The 17,038-nt window shown below is 53.2% G+C and carries 14 protein-coding genes and 4 tRNA genes; 17 read left to right on the top strand and 1 reads right to left on the bottom strand.

Going from position 1 to position 17,038, the window contains the following annotated elements; genetic code table 11:
• Positions 1–178 precede the first annotated feature (178 nt).
• The 5 genes from dppA to dppF all read left to right on the top strand — a co-directional run bounded on the left by dppA (position 179) and on the right by dppF (position 5,941).
• Complete coding sequence (gene dppA, locus RVY89_RS18290; protein ID WP_484826080.1) at positions 179–1,786, top strand: dipeptide ABC transporter periplasmic-binding protein DppA; 1,608 nt, start codon at positions 179–181, stop codon at positions 1,784–1,786.
• 219 nt (positions 1,787–2,005) lie between these two features.
• Positions 2,006–3,025, top strand: a complete 1,020-nt coding sequence (dppB, locus tag RVY89_RS18285; protein ID WP_024909087.1) for a dipeptide ABC transporter permease DppB — start codon at positions 2,006–2,008, stop codon at positions 3,023–3,025.
• Between the two features lie 9 nt (positions 3,026–3,034).
• The gene (gene dppC, locus RVY89_RS18280; protein ID WP_111964354.1) at positions 3,035–3,937 is read left to right on the top strand and encodes a dipeptide ABC transporter permease DppC; all 903 of its coding nucleotides are present in this window, start codon (positions 3,035–3,037) and stop codon (positions 3,935–3,937) included.
• Between the two features lie 10 nt (positions 3,938–3,947).
• On the top strand, positions 3,948–4,931 hold the full coding sequence (gene dppD, locus RVY89_RS18275) for a dipeptide ABC transporter ATP-binding protein (RefSeq protein ID WP_008502772.1): 984 nt from the start codon (positions 3,948–3,950) through the stop codon (positions 4,929–4,931).
• On the top strand, positions 4,928–5,941 hold the full coding sequence (gene dppF, locus RVY89_RS18270) for a dipeptide ABC transporter ATP-binding subunit DppF (protein WP_032644494.1): 1,014 nt from the start codon (positions 4,928–4,930) through the stop codon (positions 5,939–5,941). The genes dppD and dppF overlap by 4 nt, the downstream gene beginning before the upstream one ends.
• A gap of 44 nt (positions 5,942–5,985) precedes the next feature.
• On the opposite strand, the gene coaA is transcribed toward dppF, so the two are convergent.
• On the bottom strand, positions 5,986–6,936 hold the full coding sequence (gene coaA, locus RVY89_RS18265; RefSeq protein ID WP_032668002.1) for a type I pantothenate kinase: 951 nt from the start codon (positions 6,934–6,936) through the stop codon (positions 5,986–5,988).
• A gap of 317 nt (positions 6,937–7,253) precedes the next feature.
• On the opposite strand from coaA, the gene RVY89_RS18260 reads away from it, so the two are divergent.
• The 12 genes from RVY89_RS18260 (at position 7,254) to rpoB (ending at position 17,015) form a co-directional block, all read left to right on the top strand.
• A tRNA-Thr gene (locus RVY89_RS18260) sits at positions 7,254–7,329 on the top strand.
• 8 nt (positions 7,330–7,337) lie between these two features.
• Positions 7,338–7,422 (top strand) — tRNA-Tyr (locus RVY89_RS18255).
• Between the two features lie 116 nt (positions 7,423–7,538).
• Positions 7,539–7,613 (top strand) — tRNA-Gly (locus tag RVY89_RS18250).
• Positions 7,614–7,619: 6 nt separating this feature from the next.
• Positions 7,620–7,695: transfer RNA gene (locus tag RVY89_RS18245), tRNA-Thr, on the top strand.
• Between the two features lie 118 nt (positions 7,696–7,813).
• Complete coding sequence (gene tuf, locus RVY89_RS18240) at positions 7,814–8,998, top strand: elongation factor Tu (RefSeq protein WP_023309456.1); 1,185 nt, start codon at positions 7,814–7,816, stop codon at positions 8,996–8,998.
• 225 nt (positions 8,999–9,223) lie between these two features.
• A complete protein-coding gene (gene secE, locus RVY89_RS18235; RefSeq protein WP_014068449.1) occupies positions 9,224–9,607 on the top strand; it encodes a preprotein translocase subunit SecE in 384 nt (127 codons plus the stop codon).
• A 1-nt stretch (position 9,608) separates the two neighbouring features.
• A complete protein-coding gene (nusG, locus tag RVY89_RS18230; protein ID WP_002438628.1) occupies positions 9,609–10,154 on the top strand; it encodes a transcription termination/antitermination protein NusG in 546 nt (181 codons plus the stop codon).
• A gap of 155 nt (positions 10,155–10,309) precedes the next feature.
• Positions 10,310–10,738 (top strand): 50S ribosomal protein L11, encoded by a 429-nt coding sequence (gene rplK, locus RVY89_RS18225; RefSeq protein ID WP_008503452.1) that lies wholly within the window; start codon positions 10,310–10,312, stop codon positions 10,736–10,738.
• A 3-nt stretch (positions 10,739–10,741) separates the two neighbouring features.
• Complete coding sequence (rplA, locus tag RVY89_RS18220; protein ID WP_006810530.1) at positions 10,742–11,446, top strand: 50S ribosomal protein L1; 705 nt, start codon at positions 10,742–10,744, stop codon at positions 11,444–11,446.
• Between the two features lie 291 nt (positions 11,447–11,737).
• Positions 11,738–12,235, top strand: coding sequence for a 50S ribosomal protein L10 (rplJ, locus tag RVY89_RS18215; protein WP_001207203.1), 498 nt, complete (start codon positions 11,738–11,740; stop codon positions 12,233–12,235).
• 66 nt (positions 12,236–12,301) lie between these two features.
• A complete protein-coding gene (rplL, locus tag RVY89_RS18210) occupies positions 12,302–12,667 on the top strand; it encodes a 50S ribosomal protein L7/L12 (RefSeq protein WP_006176746.1) in 366 nt (121 codons plus the stop codon).
• 319 nt (positions 12,668–12,986) lie between these two features.
• Positions 12,987–17,015, top strand: a complete 4,029-nt coding sequence (gene rpoB / locus RVY89_RS18205) for a DNA-directed RNA polymerase subunit beta (RefSeq protein ID WP_023334099.1) — start codon at positions 12,987–12,989, stop codon at positions 17,013–17,015.
• Positions 17,016–17,038 lie beyond the last annotated feature (23 nt).

The following is a 17,038-nucleotide window of genomic DNA, read 5'->3' as shown; positions in this document are numbered from 1 at the left end:
AGATTGTAGGGCATGAGGGGCATTTCAGGGACGATCTGCGCTGCAACTCAAACGCTCTTCTGAAAGGATTCTCCATCCCTTTAACGCCTTCGGGCACCTCCGACCGGACCGGGTAAAAAATAAATAAAGGTCTGGCGGCGTAACACAACAAAGCAAAACATCACATTGGAGCAGAATAATGAGTATTTCCTTGAAGAAGTCAGGGATGCTGAAGCTTGGTCTGAGCCTGGTGGCTATGACCGTGGCAGCAAGCGTACAGGCAAAAACCCTGGTTTACTGTTCTGAAGGCTCGCCGGAAGGCTTTAACCCACAGCTCTTTACCTCTGGTACGACGTACGACGCAAGCTCTGTACCGATCTATAACCGTCTGGTTGAATTCAAAACTGGTACCACGGAAGTGATTCCGGGTCTGGCTGAGAAGTGGGACGTCAGCGAAGACGGTAAAACCTATACCTTCCACCTGCGCCAGGGCGTGAAGTGGCAGGACAGCAAAGATTTCAAACCAACGCGCGACTTTAACGCCGACGACGTTGTGTTCTCCTTCGACCGCCAGAAAAACGCTCAGAACCCGTACCACAAAGTGTCTGGCGGCAGCTATGAATACTTCGAAGGGATGGGTCTGCCAGACCTGATCGCTGAAGTGAAAAAAGTGGACGATAAAACGGTTCAGTTCGTACTGACTCGTCCGGAGGCGCCATTCCTGGCTGACCTGGCTATGGACTTCGCTTCAATTCTGTCCAAAGAGTACGCGGACAACATGCTGAAAGCCGGTACGCCGGAAAAAGTCGACCTGAACCCAATCGGTACTGGTCCATTCCAGCTGCTGCAGTACCAGAAAGACTCCCGCATTCTGTATAAAGCATTCGAAGGCTTCTGGGGCACCAAGCCGCAGATCGACCGTCTGGTCTTCTCCATCACGCCTGATGCGTCAGTGCGTTATGCAAAACTGCAGAAAAACGAATGTCAGGTCATGCCGTATCCGAACCCGGCTGACATCGCCCGCATGAAGCAGGACAAGAATATCAACCTGCTGGAGCAGGCTGGCCTGAACGTTGGCTATCTCTCCTTTAACACCGAGAAGAAACCGTTTGATGACGTGAAAGTGCGTCAGGCGCTGACCTACGCGGTGAACAAAGAAGCGATTATCAAGGCGGTTTACCAGGGCGCTGGCGTTGCTGCCAAAAACCTGATCCCACCAACCATGTGGGGCTATAACGACGACGTTAAAGACTACAGCTACGATCCTGAGAAAGCGAAAGCGCTGCTGAAAGAAGCGGGCCAGGATAAAGGCTTCACCGTTGAGCTGTGGGCGATGCCGGTACAGCGTCCGTACAACCCGAACGCACGCCGTATGGCGGAAATGGTTCAGGCTGACTGGGCTAAGGTTGGCGTTCAGGCCAAGATTGTGACCTACGAGTGGGGCGAGTACCTGAAGCGCGCCAAAGCGGGTGAGCACCAGGCCGTCATGATGGGCTGGACCGGTGACAACGGGGATCCGGACAACTTCTTCGCCACCCTGTTCAGCTGCGCAGCGGCGAAAGACGGTTCTAACTACTCTCGCTGGTGCTACAAGCCGTTTGAAGACCTGATCCAGCCGGCGCGTGCGACCGACGATCACAACAAACGTATTGAACTGTACAAGCAGGCTCAGGTTGTTATGCACGATCAGGCTCCGGCGCTGATTGTTGCTCACTCCACCGTGTACGAGCCAGTGCGTAAAGAAGTGAAGGGCTACGTGGTTGATCCACTGGGCAAACACCACTTCGAAAACGTATCTGTTGAATAATAAGTAGGGTGTTCTCCCTCTCCCTCTGGGAGAGGGCAGGGGTGAGGGGCGTGCATGCATCCCCTCACTCTAACCCTCTCCCTCTGGGAGAGGGCAGGGGTGAGGGGCGTGCATGCATCCCCTCACTCTAACCCTCTCCCGAAGAGAGAGGGAATTTACATTTGTGAGCAATACAGACGTCACGCCACTGGTCGTGCGTCATCAGAGAGAATCCGGGTTATGTTGCAGTTCATCCTCCGACGTCTGGGACTTGTTATCCCCACGTTTATCGGTATCACCCTTCTCACTTTTGCCTTCGTCCATATGATCCCCGGCGACCCGGTAATGATTATGGCGGGCGAGCGTGGTATTTCCCCTGAGCGTCATGCACAGCTGCTGGCTGAACTCGGTCTCGATAAGCCGATGTGGCAGCAGTACCTCCACTATATCTGGGGCGTGCTGCACGGTGATTTAGGGATTTCGCTGAAAAGCCGTCTTCCGGTGTGGGACGAGTTCGTGCCGCGTTTTAAAGCGACACTGGAGCTTGGCGTCTGCGCCATGATTTTCGCCACCGCGGTAGGTATTCCTGTCGGGGTTCTGGCTGCCGTCAAGCGTGGCTCTATTTTTGACCACACCGCCGTGGGCCTGGCGCTGACCGGCTACTCCATGCCTATTTTCTGGTGGGGCATGATGCTGATCATGCTGGTATCGGTGCAGCTTAACCTGACACCGGTCTCCGGGCGCGTTAGCGATATGGTCTTCCTGGATGATACCAACCCGCTCACCGGCTTTATGCTGATTGATACGGCTATCTGGGGAGAAGAGGGCAACTTCATGGATGCCGTTGCGCACATGATTCTGCCTGCTATGGTGCTGGGCACCATTCCTCTGGCGGTGATCGTGCGTATGACCCGTTCCTCCATGCTGGAAGTGCTGGGTGAGGATTATATCCGCACCGCGCGCGCCAAGGGCCTGACGCGTATGCGCGTCATTATCGTTCACGCGCTGCGTAACGCCATGCTGCCGGTAGTGACCGTTATCGGTCTCCAGGTGGGGACGTTGCTGGCGGGGGCGATTCTGACCGAAACCATTTTCTCCTGGCCGGGTCTTGGACGCTGGCTGATTGACGCGCTGCAACGCCGTGACTATCCGGTTGTGCAGGGCGGTGTACTGCTGGTCGCGACGATGATTATCCTCGTCAACCTGCTGGTCGATTTGCTGTACGGCGTGGTGAACCCGCGTATTCGTCATAAGAAGTAAGGGGCCATCATGTCACAAGTCACTCAAAATAAAGTGGTCGCTGCACCGGTTCCTATGACGCCGCTGCAGGAATTCTGGCACTACTTCAAGCGCAATAAAGGCGCGGTGGTAGGGCTGGTGTATGTCGCAATCATGATCCTGATTGCGGTGTTTGCGAACTTCCTCGCACCATATAACCCAGCGGACCAGTTCCGCGATGCGCTGCTCGCGCCACCTGCGTGGCAGGATGGCGGTAGCCTGGCTCACCTGCTGGGTACCGATGACGTGGGCCGCGACGTGCTGTCGCGTCTGATGTACGGCGCGCGCCTGTCGCTGCTGGTCGGCTGCCTGGTGGTGGTGTTATCCCTGATTATGGGGATCGTGCTGGGTCTGGTTGCCGGTTACTTCGGCGGTATCGTTGATAACATCATCATGCGTATCGTCGACATCATGCTGGCGCTGCCAAGCCTCCTGCTGGCGCTGGTGCTGGTGGCGATCTTCGGCCCGTCGATTGGTAACGCCGCGCTGGCGTTGACCTTCGTGGCGCTTCCTCACTACGTGCGATTAACCCGTGCGGCGGTGCTGGTGGAAGTGAACCGCGACTACGTCACGGCATCTCGCGTGGCGGGTGCCGGTGCGATGCGCCAGATGTTTGTCAACATCTTCCCGAACTGCCTTGCGCCGCTGATTGTTCAGGCGTCGCTCGGTTTCTCTAACGCCATTCTTGATATGGCCGCTCTTGGCTTCCTGGGCATGGGTGCACAGCCGCCAACACCGGAGTGGGGCACGATGCTCTCCGACGTGTTGCAGTTCGCACAAAGCGCCTGGTGGGTTGTCACCTTCCCGGGTCTGGCAATCCTGCTGACGGTGCTGGCATTTAACCTGATGGGTGATGGCCTGCGTGATGCGCTTGATCCCAAACTGAAGCAGTAAGAGGCACGAGATGGCGTTATTAAATGTAGATAAATTATCGGTGCACTTCGGCGACGAAGGCACCCCGTTTCGCGCCGTGGACCGCATCAGCTACAGCGTAAATCAGGGCGAAGTGGTTGGTATCGTCGGGGAGTCCGGCTCCGGTAAGTCAGTGAGCTCGCTGGCGATCATGGGGCTGATTGATTACCCGGGCCGCGTGATGGCGGAAAACCTGCAGTTCAACGGTCAGGATCTGAAGCGCATTTCTGAAAAACAGCGCCGCCAGCTGGTGGGCGCCGAAGTGGCGATGATTTTCCAGGATCCCATGACCAGCCTGAACCCCTGCTACACCGTTGGTTTCCAGATCATGGAAGCGATTAAGGTGCATCAGGGCGGGAATAAGAAAACCCGTCGCCAGCGCGCGATCGATCTGCTGAACCAGGTAGGTATTCCTGACCCGGCATCGCGCCTGGACGTTTATCCGCATCAGCTCTCCGGCGGGATGAGCCAGCGCGTGATGATCGCCATGGCAATTGCCTGTCGGCCAAAGCTGCTGATTGCGGATGAACCGACGACGGCGCTGGATGTGACCATTCAGGCGCAAATCATCGAACTGCTGCTGGAGCTGCAGCAGAAAGAAAATATGGCGCTGGTGCTGATTACGCACGATCTGGCGCTGGTGGCCGAAGCCGCGCACAAAATCATCGTGATGTATGCCGGCCAGGTGGTCGAGACCGGAAATTCGCACGATATCTTCCGCGCGCCGCGTCACCCGTATACCCAGGCGCTTTTACGCGCGCTGCCGGAGTTTGCTCAGGATAAAGCGCGTCTGGCGTCGCTGCCGGGTGTGGTGCCGGGTAAATATGACCGTCCGCAGGGCTGTCTGCTCAATCCGCGCTGTCCGTATGCGACGGACAAATGCCGGGCAGAAGAGCCAGAGCTGAACCAGCTGGCTGATGGTCGTCAGTCGAAATGCCACTACCCACTCGATGATGCCGGGAGGCCAACACTATGAGTACGCAACAGGCCACCACGCAACAGCCGCTGTTGCAGGCCATCGATCTGAAAAAATACTACCCGGTGAAGAAGGGACTGTTTGCCCCTGAACGCCTGGTTAAAGCGCTGGACGGCGTCTCTTTTAACCTCGAACGTGGTAAAACGCTGGCGGTGGTGGGGGAGTCAGGCTGCGGTAAATCCACGCTGGGCCGTCTGCTGACGATGATTGAGGTACCGACCGGCGGTGAGCTCTATTATCAGGGGCAGGATCTGCTCAAGCACGATCCGCAGGCGCAGAAGCTGCGTCGCCAGAAAATCCAGATTGTGTTCCAGAACCCGTATGGTTCTTTGAACCCGCGTAAAAAAGTCGGGCAGATTCTGGAAGAGCCGCTGCTGATCAACAGTAATTTGAGCAAAGAGCAGCGCCGTGAAAAAGCGCTGGCGATGATGGCAAAGGTCGGCCTCAAAACCGAGCATTACGATCGCTATCCGCACATGTTCTCCGGCGGCCAGCGTCAGCGTATCGCCATCGCGCGCGGGCTGATGCTCGATCCGGACGTGGTGATTGCCGATGAGCCGGTCTCCGCGCTCGACGTATCCGTGCGTGCGCAGGTGCTGAACCTGATGATGGATCTCCAGCAGGAACTGGGGCTGTCTTACGTGTTCATCTCCCACGACCTGTCGGTGGTGGAACATATTGCTGATGAAGTGATGGTGATGTACCTGGGACGCTGCGTGGAGAAGGGGACCAAAGACCAGATCTTTAATAACCCTCGTCACCCGTATACCCAGGCGCTGCTGTCTGCGACGCCGCGTTTGAACCCGGACGATCGTCGTGAGCGTATTAAGCTGACGGGTGAACTGCCAAGTCCGCTGAATCCGCCTCCGGGATGTGCATTCAACGCCCGCTGCAGCCGTCGCTTTGGCCCGTGCACCCAGCTCCAGCCGCAGCTGAAGGATTATGGCGGTCAGCTGGTTGCCTGCTTCGCGGTCGATCAGGATGAAAATGGCGAGAAGCCACATGCATAATAAAAAAAACCGGCGCTAAGCCGGTTTTTTTTATGTCTGCTTGATTATTTCCGCAGACGAATCTGGTCGACGGCGTGCTTCTCACTCTTAGTGAGGATCAGGCTGGCGCGTTCGCGCGTCGGCAGGATGTTCTCTTTGAGGTTCACGTAGTTGATCTCGTTCCACAGTCCCGTGGCCACGCCGATCGCTTCTTCTTCAGAAAGCTGAGCATAGTGGTGGAAATAGGAATCCGGGTCAGTGAACGCCCCTTCGCGGAACTTCAGGAAACGGTTGATGTACCAGTTCTGCAGCAGGTCTTCCGGGGCATCGACATAGATTGAGAAATCAACGAAATCCGAGACGAATACGTGATGCGGGTCGTGAGGATAGTCCATCCCGCTTTGCAGCACGTTCAGACCTTCCAGAATCAGGATGTCCGGCTGGACCACCGTTTTATCCCCACCCGGAATGCGATCGTAGATCAGATGCGAATAGACTGGCGCAGTCACGTGAGGCACGCCGGATTTCAGGTCAGAGACAAATTTCACCAGACGGTGCATATCATAAGAGAGCGGGAAGCCTTTCTTCTTCATCAGGCCGCGTTCTTTTAACACCTCATTCGGGTGCAGGAAGCCGTCGGTGGTGATTAGCTCCACGCTGCGGTGTTCCGGCCAGCGGCTCAACAGAGCCTGCAGGACACGCGCGGTGGTACTTTTACCCACGGCCACGCTGCCTGCGATACTAATGATATAAGGAATGCGTTGACCGTTCGTCCCGAGAAACTGCTCCAGCACGGCCTGACGGCGCAAGTTCGAGCTGATATAGAAGTTAAGCAAGCGAGAGAGGGGGAGATAAATTTCTGCCACCTCTTCCAGGGACAGATCTTCGTTTATCCCTTTTAACCGTGCGATTTCACCTTCCGTCAGCGTCATGGGGACGGAATCACGCAGGGCAGCCCACTGGCTGCGGTTAAAGTGAAGATAAGGCGTCATTAACGTTTGCTCTTTTTTGCTCATAAGCATGCTTCAGTGAGCCAGCATCACACTGCCGGATCATGGCTCATCACACAGTTAATTTTGGACAATGGGCAGGAGGTTAACACCAGATGACAGGAATAATAAGAAAAAAGATGGAAAGCGCTGAGTAACGCGGAAGCCGTCACGCTACGGTGAATACGGTGCAAATCACGATGATATGTTGAATATTTGACCTCAAATGACTACTTTTACAGCGTCCGATACGTTGTTCGCATAAAATGTGAGCGAAAGAACGTTTTATGCAAATTTTTAGTTGCATGACCGCGCAGGTATCCATAGAATGCGCGCTACTTGATGCCGACTTAGCTCAGTAGGTAGAGCAACTGACTTGTAATCAGTAGGTCACCAGTTCGATTCCGGTAGTCGGCACCATCAAGTCCGGTGGGGTTCCCGAGCGGCCAAAGGGAGCAGACTGTAAATCTGCCGTCACAGACTTCGAAGGTTCGAATCCTTCCCCCACCACCACTTTCTGGCAGCGTAAATGCCGCCGGAGCTGGTTGGAAAAATTAGCCAGCTCAAACAAAAAAAGAGAGAAATCTCTTTTTTGTTACAGAAAGAACTGGGTAGCCGAGTTTCAGGATGCGGGCATCGTATAATGGCTATTACCTCAGCCTTCCAAGCTGATGATGCGGGTTCGATTCCCGCTGCCCGCTCCAATACGTGCTGATATGGCTCAGTTGGTAGAGCGCACCCTTGGTAAGGGTGAGGTCCCCAGTTCGACTCTGGGTATCAGCACCACTTCACTTCTCCTTCCCGTTTCTCTCTGTTTCAATTTTACTGTATTCAACAATTCAGGCATTTCGCCTGGTTGATGTGGTGATATCACCGATTTATCCGTGTCTTAGAGGGACAATCGATGTCTAAAGAAAAGTTTGAACGTACAAAACCGCACGTTAACGTCGGTACTATCGGCCACGTTGACCATGGTAAAACAACGCTGACCGCTGCAATCACTACCGTTCTGGCAAAAACCTACGGTGGTTCTGCTCGTGCATTCGACCAGATCGATAACGCACCAGAAGAAAAAGCTCGTGGTATCACCATCAACACCTCTCACGTTGAATATGACACCCCGACTCGCCACTACGCACACGTAGACTGCCCAGGCCACGCCGACTATGTTAAAAACATGATCACCGGTGCTGCGCAGATGGACGGCGCGATCCTGGTTGTTGCTGCGACTGACGGCCCAATGCCTCAGACTCGTGAGCACATCCTGCTGGGTCGTCAGGTAGGCGTTCCTTTCATCATCGTGTTCCTGAACAAATGCGACATGGTTGATGACGAAGAGCTGCTGGAACTGGTAGAGATGGAAGTTCGTGAACTGCTGTCTCAGTACGATTTCCCAGGCGACGATACCCCAATCGTTCGTGGTTCTGCTCTGAAAGCGCTGGAAGGCGACGCAGAGTGGGAAGCGAAAATCATCGAACTGGCTGGCTTCCTGGATTCTTACATCCCAGAACCAGAGCGTGCGATTGACAAGCCATTCCTGCTGCCAATCGAAGACGTATTCTCCATCTCCGGTCGTGGTACCGTTGTTACCGGTCGTGTAGAGCGCGGTATCATCAAAGTTGGCGAAGAAGTTGAAATCGTTGGTATCAAAGAGACTGCTAAGTCTACCTGTACTGGCGTTGAAATGTTCCGCAAACTGCTGGACGAAGGCCGTGCTGGTGAGAACGTTGGTGTTCTGCTGCGTGGTATCAAACGTGAAGAAATCGAACGTGGTCAGGTACTGGCGAAGCCAGGCTCTATCAAGCCACACACCAAGTTCGAATCTGAAGTGTACATCCTGTCCAAAGACGAAGGCGGCCGTCATACTCCGTTCTTCAAAGGCTACCGTCCACAGTTCTACTTCCGTACAACTGACGTGACCGGTACCATCGAACTGCCAGAAGGCGTTGAGATGGTAATGCCAGGCGACAACATCAAGATGGTTGTGACTCTGATCCACCCAATCGCGATGGACGACGGTCTGCGTTTCGCAATCCGTGAAGGTGGCCGTACCGTTGGCGCGGGCGTGGTTGCTAAAGTTCTCGGCTAATCGCTGATAACATTTGACGCAATGCGCATGAAAAGGGCATCATTTGATGCCCTTTTTGCACGCTTTCACATCAGAACCTGGCTCATCAGTGATTATTTTTGTCATAATCATTGCTGAGACAGGCTCTGCAGAGAGCGTATAATCCATAAAGGGATTATTTCGATTTGGCTCGCCTCGCAATCGCGGGGTGAAATTATTTGTAGAATTCTTCTGACAGGTTGGTTTATGAGTGCGAATACCGAAGCTCAAGGGAGCGGGCGCGGCCTGGAAGCGATGAAGTGGGTCGCTGTTGCCGTGCTGCTGATTGTGGCAATCGTTGGCAACTATCTTTATCGTGACATGATGCTGCCGCTCCGCGCGCTGGCAGTGGTGATTCTGATTGCTGCAGCGGGCGGTGTCGCGCTGTTGACGACTAAAGGTAAAGCAACCGTTGCTTTTGCACGTGAAGCGCGTACCGAAGTCCGCAAGGTCATTTGGCCGACTCGCCAGGAAACACTGCACACCACGCTGATCGTGGCAGCAGTAACTGCGGTAATGTCACTGATCCTGTGGGGACTGGATGGTATTCTGGTTCGCCTGGTTTCCTTTATTACTGGCCTGAGGTTCTAAGATGTCTGAAGCCCCTAAAAAGCGTTGGTACGTCGTTCAGGCGTTTTCCGGTTTTGAAGGCCGCGTAGCAACGTCGCTGCGTGAGCATATCAAATTACACAACATGGAAGAGTTATTTGGCGAAGTTATGGTTCCGACCGAAGAAGTGGTTGAGATCCGTGGCGGCCAACGTCGCAAAAGCGAGCGTAAATTCTTCCCGGGTTACGTGCTGGTTCAGATGGTGATGAACGACGCGAGCTGGCACCTGGTGCGCAGCGTACCGCGCGTGATGGGCTTTATCGGCGGCACCTCTGACCGTCCGGCGCCAATCAGCGACAAAGAAGTTGATGCGATTATGAACCGCCTGCAGCAGGTGGGTGATAAGCCGCGTCCTAAAACGCTGTTTGAACCGGGTGAAATGGTTCGTGTTAGCGATGGTCCGTTTGCTGACTTTAATGGCGTCGTTGAAGAAGTGGACTACGAGAAGTCCCGCCTGAAAGTTTCTGTTTCTATCTTCGGTCGTGCGACCCCGGTAGAACTGGACTTTGCGCAGGTCGAAAAAGCCTAAGCAGCGATCAAAAAAGCGGCGATTTAATCGTTGCACAGGGCGCGAGATTGGAATACAATTTCGCGCCTTTTGTTTTTATGGGCCCAGCCCGTAAAACGAATTTTATTCACGGGGAGCCTCCCTGAGGCGCTATTACCCAATCAGAGGATTTTAGAATGGCTAAGAAAGTACAAGCCTACGTCAAGCTGCAGGTTGCAGCTGGTATGGCGAACCCAAGTCCACCAGTTGGTCCAGCTCTGGGTCAGCAGGGTGTGAACATCATGGAATTCTGTAAAGCGTTCAACGCCAAAACCGAATCCCTGGAAAAAGGTCTGCCAATCCCAGTCGTAATCACTGTTTACGCTGACCGTTCTTTCACTTTCGTTACCAAAACCCCTCCAGCAGCTGTTCTGCTGAAGAAAGCGGCTGGTATCAAGTCTGGTTCCGGTAAACCGAACAAAGACAAAGTGGGTAAAATTTCCCGCGCTCAGCTGCAGGAAATCGCGCAGACCAAAGCTGCCGACATGACTGGTGCCGACATTGAAGCGATGACTCGCTCAATCGAAGGTACTGCACGTTCCATGGGCCTGGTAGTGGAGGACTAAGAAATGGCTAAACTGACCAAGCGCATGTCCGTGATCCGTGACAAAGTTGATGCGACCAAACAGTACGACATCAACGAAGCTATCGCTCTGCTGAAAGAACTGGCAACTGCTAAGTTCGTTGAAAGTGTTGACGTTGCCGTTAACCTCGGCATCGACGCGCGTAAATCCGATCAGAACGTTCGTGGCGCAACTGTACTGCCACACGGTACTGGCCGTTCCGTTCGCGTAGCTGTATTTGCTCAGGGTGCAAACGCTGAAGCTGCTAAAGCTGCCGGCGCTGAACTGGTAGGTATGGAAGATCTGGCTGATCAGATCAAGAAAGGCGAAATGAACTTTGACGTTGTTATTGCTTCTCCAGATGCAATGCGCGTTGTTGGCCAGCTGGGCCAGGTTCTGGGTCCACGCGGCCTGATGCCAAACCCGAAAGTGGGTACTGTAACCCCTAACGTTGCTGAAGCTGTTAAGAACGCTAAAGCAGGTCAGGTTCGTTATCGTAACGACAAAAACGGCATCATCCACACCACCATCGGTAAAGTGGACTTTGACGCTGACAAACTGAAAGAAAACCTGGAAGCTCTGCTGGTTGCGCTGAAAAAAGCAAAACCAACTCAGGCTAAAGGCGTGTACATCAAGAAAGTTAGCATCTCCACCACCATGGGTGCAGGTGTTGCAGTTGACCAGGCTGGCCTGAGCGCTGCTGCAAACTAATGCCTTTACGTGGGCGGTGATTTTGTCTACAATCTTACCCCCACGTTTGCTAACGAAAGTTAGCGGCTAAAAGATTTGTTCGTTGGAGCCTGGCCTAATCCAGGCCTCCGTCGAAGACCGCAGGTGTTTCGCAAGAGACTTAATCCCCTGCGTAGACGGTGACAGAACGCTAAGATTATTTTTGGATACTCTGGCTTGTTTCTGCTCACCGTATTAAGACGCTCTTTCCGTTGGGGAGAGTGAAGTGAGTTCCGGAACATGAGTTCCGGCAAACATCCAGGAGCAAAGCTAATGGCTTTAAATCTTCAAGACAAACAAGCGATTGTTGCTGAAGTCAGCGAAGTAGCCAAAGGCGCGCTGTCTGCAGTAGTTGCGGATTCCCGTGGCGTTACTGTAGACAAAATGACTGAACTGCGTAAAGCAGGTCGTGAAGCTGGCGTATACATGCGTGTTGTTCGTAACACCCTGCTGCGTCGCGTAGTTGAAGGTACTCAGTTCGAGTGCCTGAAAGACACGTTTGTTGGTCCGACCCTGATTGCATACTCTATGGAACACCCGGGCGCTGCTGCTCGTCTGTTCAAAGAGTTCGCGAAAGCGAATGCAAAATTTGAGGTCAAAGCTGCAGCCTTTGAAGGTGAGTTGATCCCGGCATCGCAAATCGATCGCCTGGCAACCCTGCCGACCTACGAAGAAGCAATTGCACGCCTGATGGCAACCATGAAAGAAGCTTCGGCTGGCAAACTGGTTCGCACTCTGGCTGCTGTTCGCGATGCGAAAGAAGCTGCTTAATCGCAGTTATCTTTATAAAGCATTCGCTTACGTATAAACTTATTCTGATTTTCAGGAACAATTTAAATGTCTATCACTAAAGATCAAATCATTGAAGCAGTTGCAGCTATGTCCGTAATGGACGTTGTAGAACTGATTTCTGCAATGGAAGAAAAATTCGGTGTTTCTGCTGCTGCTGCTGTAGCTGTAGCTGCGGGCCCGGCTGAAGCTGCTGAAGAAAAAACTGAATTCGACGTAATTCTGAAAGCTGCTGGCGCTAACAAAGTTGCTGTTATCAAAGCAGTACGTGGCGCAACTGGCCTGGGTCTGAAAGAAGCTAAAGACCTGGTAGAATCTGCTCCAGCTGCGCTGAAAGAAGGCGTGAGCAAAGACGACGCAGAAGCACTGAAAAAATCTCTGGAAGAAGCTGGCGCTGAAGTTGAAGTTAAATAAGCCAACTTTTCTGGTTGCAGCCTAAGTAATTAGGCTGATGGCTGGTGACTTTCTAGTCACCAGCCTTTTTGCGCTGTAAGGCATCAGTAGCATTTCACACTGTTTGACTGCTGATTGTCCTGACAATGCATGTTTCTATCGACGACTTAATATATTGCGACAGGGTGCTCGCTCTGTGTAAATCGCGACGAAATGATTTAAGCGTGATAGCAACAGGTATTGCGGAAAGTATTCAATTTTCCGGTCCACAAAATGGTGTTGCACAAACTGTCCCTTCGTCGGACAGATGGGTCGACTTGTCAGCGAGCTGAGGAACCCTATGGTTTACTCCTATACCGAGAAAAAACGTATTCGTAAGGATTTTGGTAAACGTCCACAAGTTCTGGACATTCCATATCTCCTTTCTATCCAGCTTGACTCGTTCCAGAAGTTTATCGAGCAAGATCCTGAAGGGCAGTACGGTCTGGAAGCAGCCTTCCGCTCCGTGTTCCCGATTCAGAGCTACAGCGGTAACTCCGAGCTGCAGTACGTCAGCTACCGCCTTGGCGAACCGGTGTTTGACGTTCAGGAATGTCAGATCCGTGGCGTGACCTATTCCGCACCGCTGCGCGTAAAACTGCGTCTGGTGATCTACGAGCGCGAAGCGCCGGAAGGCACCGTAAAAGACATTAAAGAACAAGAAGTCTACATGGGTGAAATTCCACTCATGACAGACAACGGTACTTTCGTAATCAACGGTACTGAGCGTGTTATCGTTTCCCAGCTGCATCGTAGCCCGGGCGTCTTCTTCGACAGCGATAAAGGTAAAACACACTCTTCCGGTAAAGTACTGTATAACGCACGCATCATTCCTTACCGTGGTTCATGGCTGGACTTTGAGTTCGATCCGAAAGACAACCTGTTTGTCCGTATTGACCGTCGTCGTAAGCTGCCTGCAACCATCATTCTGCGTGCGCTGCAATACACCACTGAACAGATCCTGGACCTGTTCTTTGAGAAAGTGATCTTTGAAATCCGCGACAACAAGCTGCAGATGGAGTTGGTGCCGGAACGTCTGCGTGGTGAGACCGCGTCGTTCGACATCGAAGCCGACGGCAAAGTGTATGTGGAAAAAGGTCGCCGTATCACCGCGCGCCACATCCGCCAGCTGGAAAAAGATGATATCAAACTCATCGAAGTTCCGGTTGAGTACATTGCAGGAAAAGTAGCCGCGAAAGATTACGTTGATGAATCAACTGGCGAGCTGATCTGCCCAGCTAACATGGAGCTGAGCCTGGATCTGCTGGCTAAGCTGAGCCAGTCTGGCCACAAACGTATCGAAACGCTGTTCACCAACGATCTGGACCACGGTGCGTATATCTCTGAGACTATTCGCGTCGACCCAACCACCGATCGTCTGAGCGCGCTGGTAGAAATTTACCGCATGATGCGTCCTGGTGAGCCACCAACTCGCGAAGCGGCGGAAAGCCTGTTCGAGAACCTGTTCTTCTCCGAAGACCGCTACGATCTGTCCGCGGTTGGTCGTATGAAGTTCAACCGTTCTCTGCTGCGTGACGAAATCGAAGGTTCCGGTATCCTGAGCAAAGACGACATCATCGAAGTGATGAAGAAGCTCATCGATATCCGTAACGGTAAAGGCGAAGTGGACGATATCGACCACCTCGGCAACCGTCGTATCCGTTCCGTAGGCGAAATGGCGGAAAACCAATTCCGCGTTGGCCTGGTACGTGTAGAGCGTGCGGTGAAAGAGCGTCTGTCTCTGGGCGATCTGGATACCCTGATGCCTCAGGATATGATCAACGCCAAGCCGATTTCTGCAGCAGTGAAAGAGTTCTTCGGTTCAAGCCAGCTGTCTCAGTTCATGGACCAGAACAACCCGCTGTCTGAGATCACGCACAAACGTCGTATCTCTGCACTCGGCCCAGGCGGTCTGACCCGTGAACGTGCAGGCTTTGAAGTTCGAGACGTACACCCGACGCACTATGGTCGCGTATGTCCAATCGAAACGCCTGAAGGTCCAAACATCGGTCTGATCAACTCCCTGTCCGTGTACGCACAGACTAACGAATACGGTTTCCTCGAGACCCCGTACCGTAAAGTGACTGACGGTGTTGTAACCGACGAAATTCACTACCTGTCTGCTATTGAAGAAGGCAACTACGTTATCGCTCAGGCGAACTCCAACCTGGATGACGAAGGCCACTTTGTAGAAGATCTGGTTACCTGCCGTAGCAAAGGCGAATCAAGCCTGTTCAGCCGCGACCAGGTTGACTACATGGACGTATCCACCCAGCAGGTGGTATCCGTCGGTGCGTCCCTGATCCCGTTCCTGGAACACGATGACGCCAACCGTGCATTGATGGGTGCGAACATGCAACGTCAGGCCGTTCCAACTCTGCGCGCTGATAAGCCGCTGGTTGGTACCGGTATGGAACGTGCTGTTGCCGTTGACTCCGGTGTTACTGCGGTTGCTAAACGTGGCGGTACTGTTCAGTACGTCGATGCATCCCGTATCGTTATCAAAGTTAACGAAGACGAGATGTATCCGGGCGAAGCAGGTATCGACATTTATAACCTGACCAAATACACCCGTTCTAACCAGAACACCTGTATCAACCAGATGCCTTGCGTATCTCTGGGTGAGCCAGTTGAGCGCGGCGACGTGCTGGCAGACGGTCCGTCCACCGACCTCGGTGAACTGGCGCTCGGTCAGAACATGCGCGTAGCGTTCATGCCGTGGAACGGTTACAACTTCGAAGACTCCATCCTCGTCTCCGAGCGTGTGGTTCAGGAAGATCGTTTCACCACCATCCACATTCAGGAACTGGCGTGTGTGTCCCGTGACACCAAGCTGGGGCCAGAAGAGATCACCGCTGACATCCCTAACGTGGGTGAAGCTGCGCTCTCTAAACTGGATGAATCCGGTATCGTTTACATCGGTGCGGAAGTGACCGGCGGCGACATTCTGGTTGGTAAGGTTACACCTAAAGGTGAAACTCAGCTGACGCCAGAAGAGAAACTGCTGCGTGCAATCTTCGGTGAGAAAGCGTCTGACGTTAAAGACTCTTCTCTGCGCGTACCAAACGGTGTTTCCGGTACGGTTATTGACGTTCAGGTCTTCACCCGTGACGGCGTTGAGAAAGATAAGCGTGCGCTGGAAATCGAAGAGATGCAGCTCAAACAGGCTAAGAAAGACCTGTCTGAAGAACTGCAGATCCTCGAAGCGGGTCTGTTCAGCCGTATCTATGCGGTGCTGGTTGCCGGTGGCGTTGAAGCTGAGAAGCTCGACAAACTGCCACGCGATCGCTGGCTGGAACTGGGCCTGACCGACGAAGAGAAACAAAATCAGCTGGAACAGCTGGCTGAACAGTATGACGAACTGAAACACGAGTTCGAGAAAAAACTCGAAGCGAAACGCCGTAAAATCACTCAGGGCGACGATCTGGCACCAGGCGTGCTGAAGATTGTTAAGGTGTATCTGGCTGTTAAACGTCAGATCCAGCCTGGTGATAAGATGGCAGGTCGTCACGGTAACAAGGGTGTTATCTCTAAGATCAACCCGATCGAAGATATGCCGCACGATGCTAACGGTACGCCGGTAGATATCGTACTGAACCCACTGGGCGTACCGTCTCGTATGAACATCGGTCAGATTCTGGAAACCCACCTGGGTATGGCTGCGAAAGGTATCGGCGACAAGATTAACGCCATGCTGAAGCAGCAGGAAGAAGTCGCGAAACTGCGCGAATTCATCCAGCGTGCCTACGATCTGGGTACCGACGTGCGTCAGAAAGTCGACCTGAATACCTTCAGCGATGAAGAAGTGCTGCGCCTGGCTGAGAACCTGAAAAAAGGTATGCCAATCGCAACGCCAGTCTTCGACGGTGCGAAAGAAGCTGAAATTAAAGAGCTGCTGCAACTGGGTGGTCTGCCAACGTCTGGTCAGATTACGCTGTTTGACGGCCGTACTGGTGAACAGTTCGAGCGTCCGGTAACCGTAGGTTACATGTACATGCTGAAACTGAACCACCTGGTCGACGACAAGATGCACGCTCGTTCTACCGGTTCTTACAGCCTGGTTACTCAGCAGCCGCTGGGTGGTAAGGCACAGTTCGGTGGTCAGCGCTTCGGGGAGATGGAAGTGTGGGCGCTGGAAGCATACGGCGCGGCATACACCCTGCAGGAAATGCTCACCGTTAAGTCTGATGACGTGAACGGTCGTACCAAGATGTATAAAAACATCGTGGACGGCAACCATCAGATGGAACCAGGCATGCCAGAATCCTTCAACGTACTGTTGAAAGAGATTCGTTCGCTGGGTATCAACATCGAACTGGAAGACGAGTAATTCTCGCTCAAACAGGTCACTGG

The organism is Enterobacter sp. 3U4 (assembly GCF_057224565.1).
The sequence above is the reverse complement of the archived record's forward strand: the minus strand, read 5'-3'. Positions and strand labels throughout refer to the sequence as shown.

Excerpts from the sequence above, each read along its gene's own strand:
- secE (WP_014068449.1), top strand. The coding sequence starts at position 9,224 with ATGAGTGCGAATACCGAAGCTCAAGGGAGCGGGCGCGGCCTGGAAGCG.
- rplK (WP_008503452.1), top strand. The coding sequence starts at position 10,310 with ATGGCTAAGAAAGTACAAGCCTACGTCAAGCTGCAGGTTGCAGCTGGT.
- dppD (WP_008502772.1), top strand. The coding sequence starts at position 3,948 with ATGGCGTTATTAAATGTAGATAAATTATCGGTGCACTTCGGCGACGAA.
- tuf (WP_023309456.1), top strand. The coding sequence starts at position 7,814 with ATGTCTAAAGAAAAGTTTGAACGTACAAAACCGCACGTTAACGTCGGT.
- dppA (WP_484826080.1), top strand. The coding sequence starts at position 179 with ATGAGTATTTCCTTGAAGAAGTCAGGGATGCTGAAGCTTGGTCTGAGC.
- rplA (WP_006810530.1), top strand. The coding sequence starts at position 10,742 with ATGGCTAAACTGACCAAGCGCATGTCCGTGATCCGTGACAAAGTTGAT.
- rplJ (WP_001207203.1), top strand. The coding sequence starts at position 11,738 with ATGGCTTTAAATCTTCAAGACAAACAAGCGATTGTTGCTGAAGTCAGC.
- rpoB (WP_023334099.1), top strand. The coding sequence starts at position 12,987 with ATGGTTTACTCCTATACCGAGAAAAAACGTATTCGTAAGGATTTTGGT.
- dppB (WP_024909087.1), top strand. The coding sequence starts at position 2,006 with ATGTTGCAGTTCATCCTCCGACGTCTGGGACTTGTTATCCCCACGTTT.
- rplL (WP_006176746.1), top strand. The coding sequence starts at position 12,302 with ATGTCTATCACTAAAGATCAAATCATTGAAGCAGTTGCAGCTATGTCC.
- coaA (WP_032668002.1), bottom strand. The coding sequence starts at position 6,936 with ATGAGCAAAAAAGAGCAAACGTTAATGACGCCTTATCTTCACTTTAAC.
- dppF (WP_032644494.1), top strand. The coding sequence starts at position 4,928 with ATGAGTACGCAACAGGCCACCACGCAACAGCCGCTGTTGCAGGCCATC.
- nusG (WP_002438628.1), top strand. The coding sequence starts at position 9,609 with ATGTCTGAAGCCCCTAAAAAGCGTTGGTACGTCGTTCAGGCGTTTTCC.
- dppC (WP_111964354.1), top strand. The coding sequence starts at position 3,035 with ATGTCACAAGTCACTCAAAATAAAGTGGTCGCTGCACCGGTTCCTATG.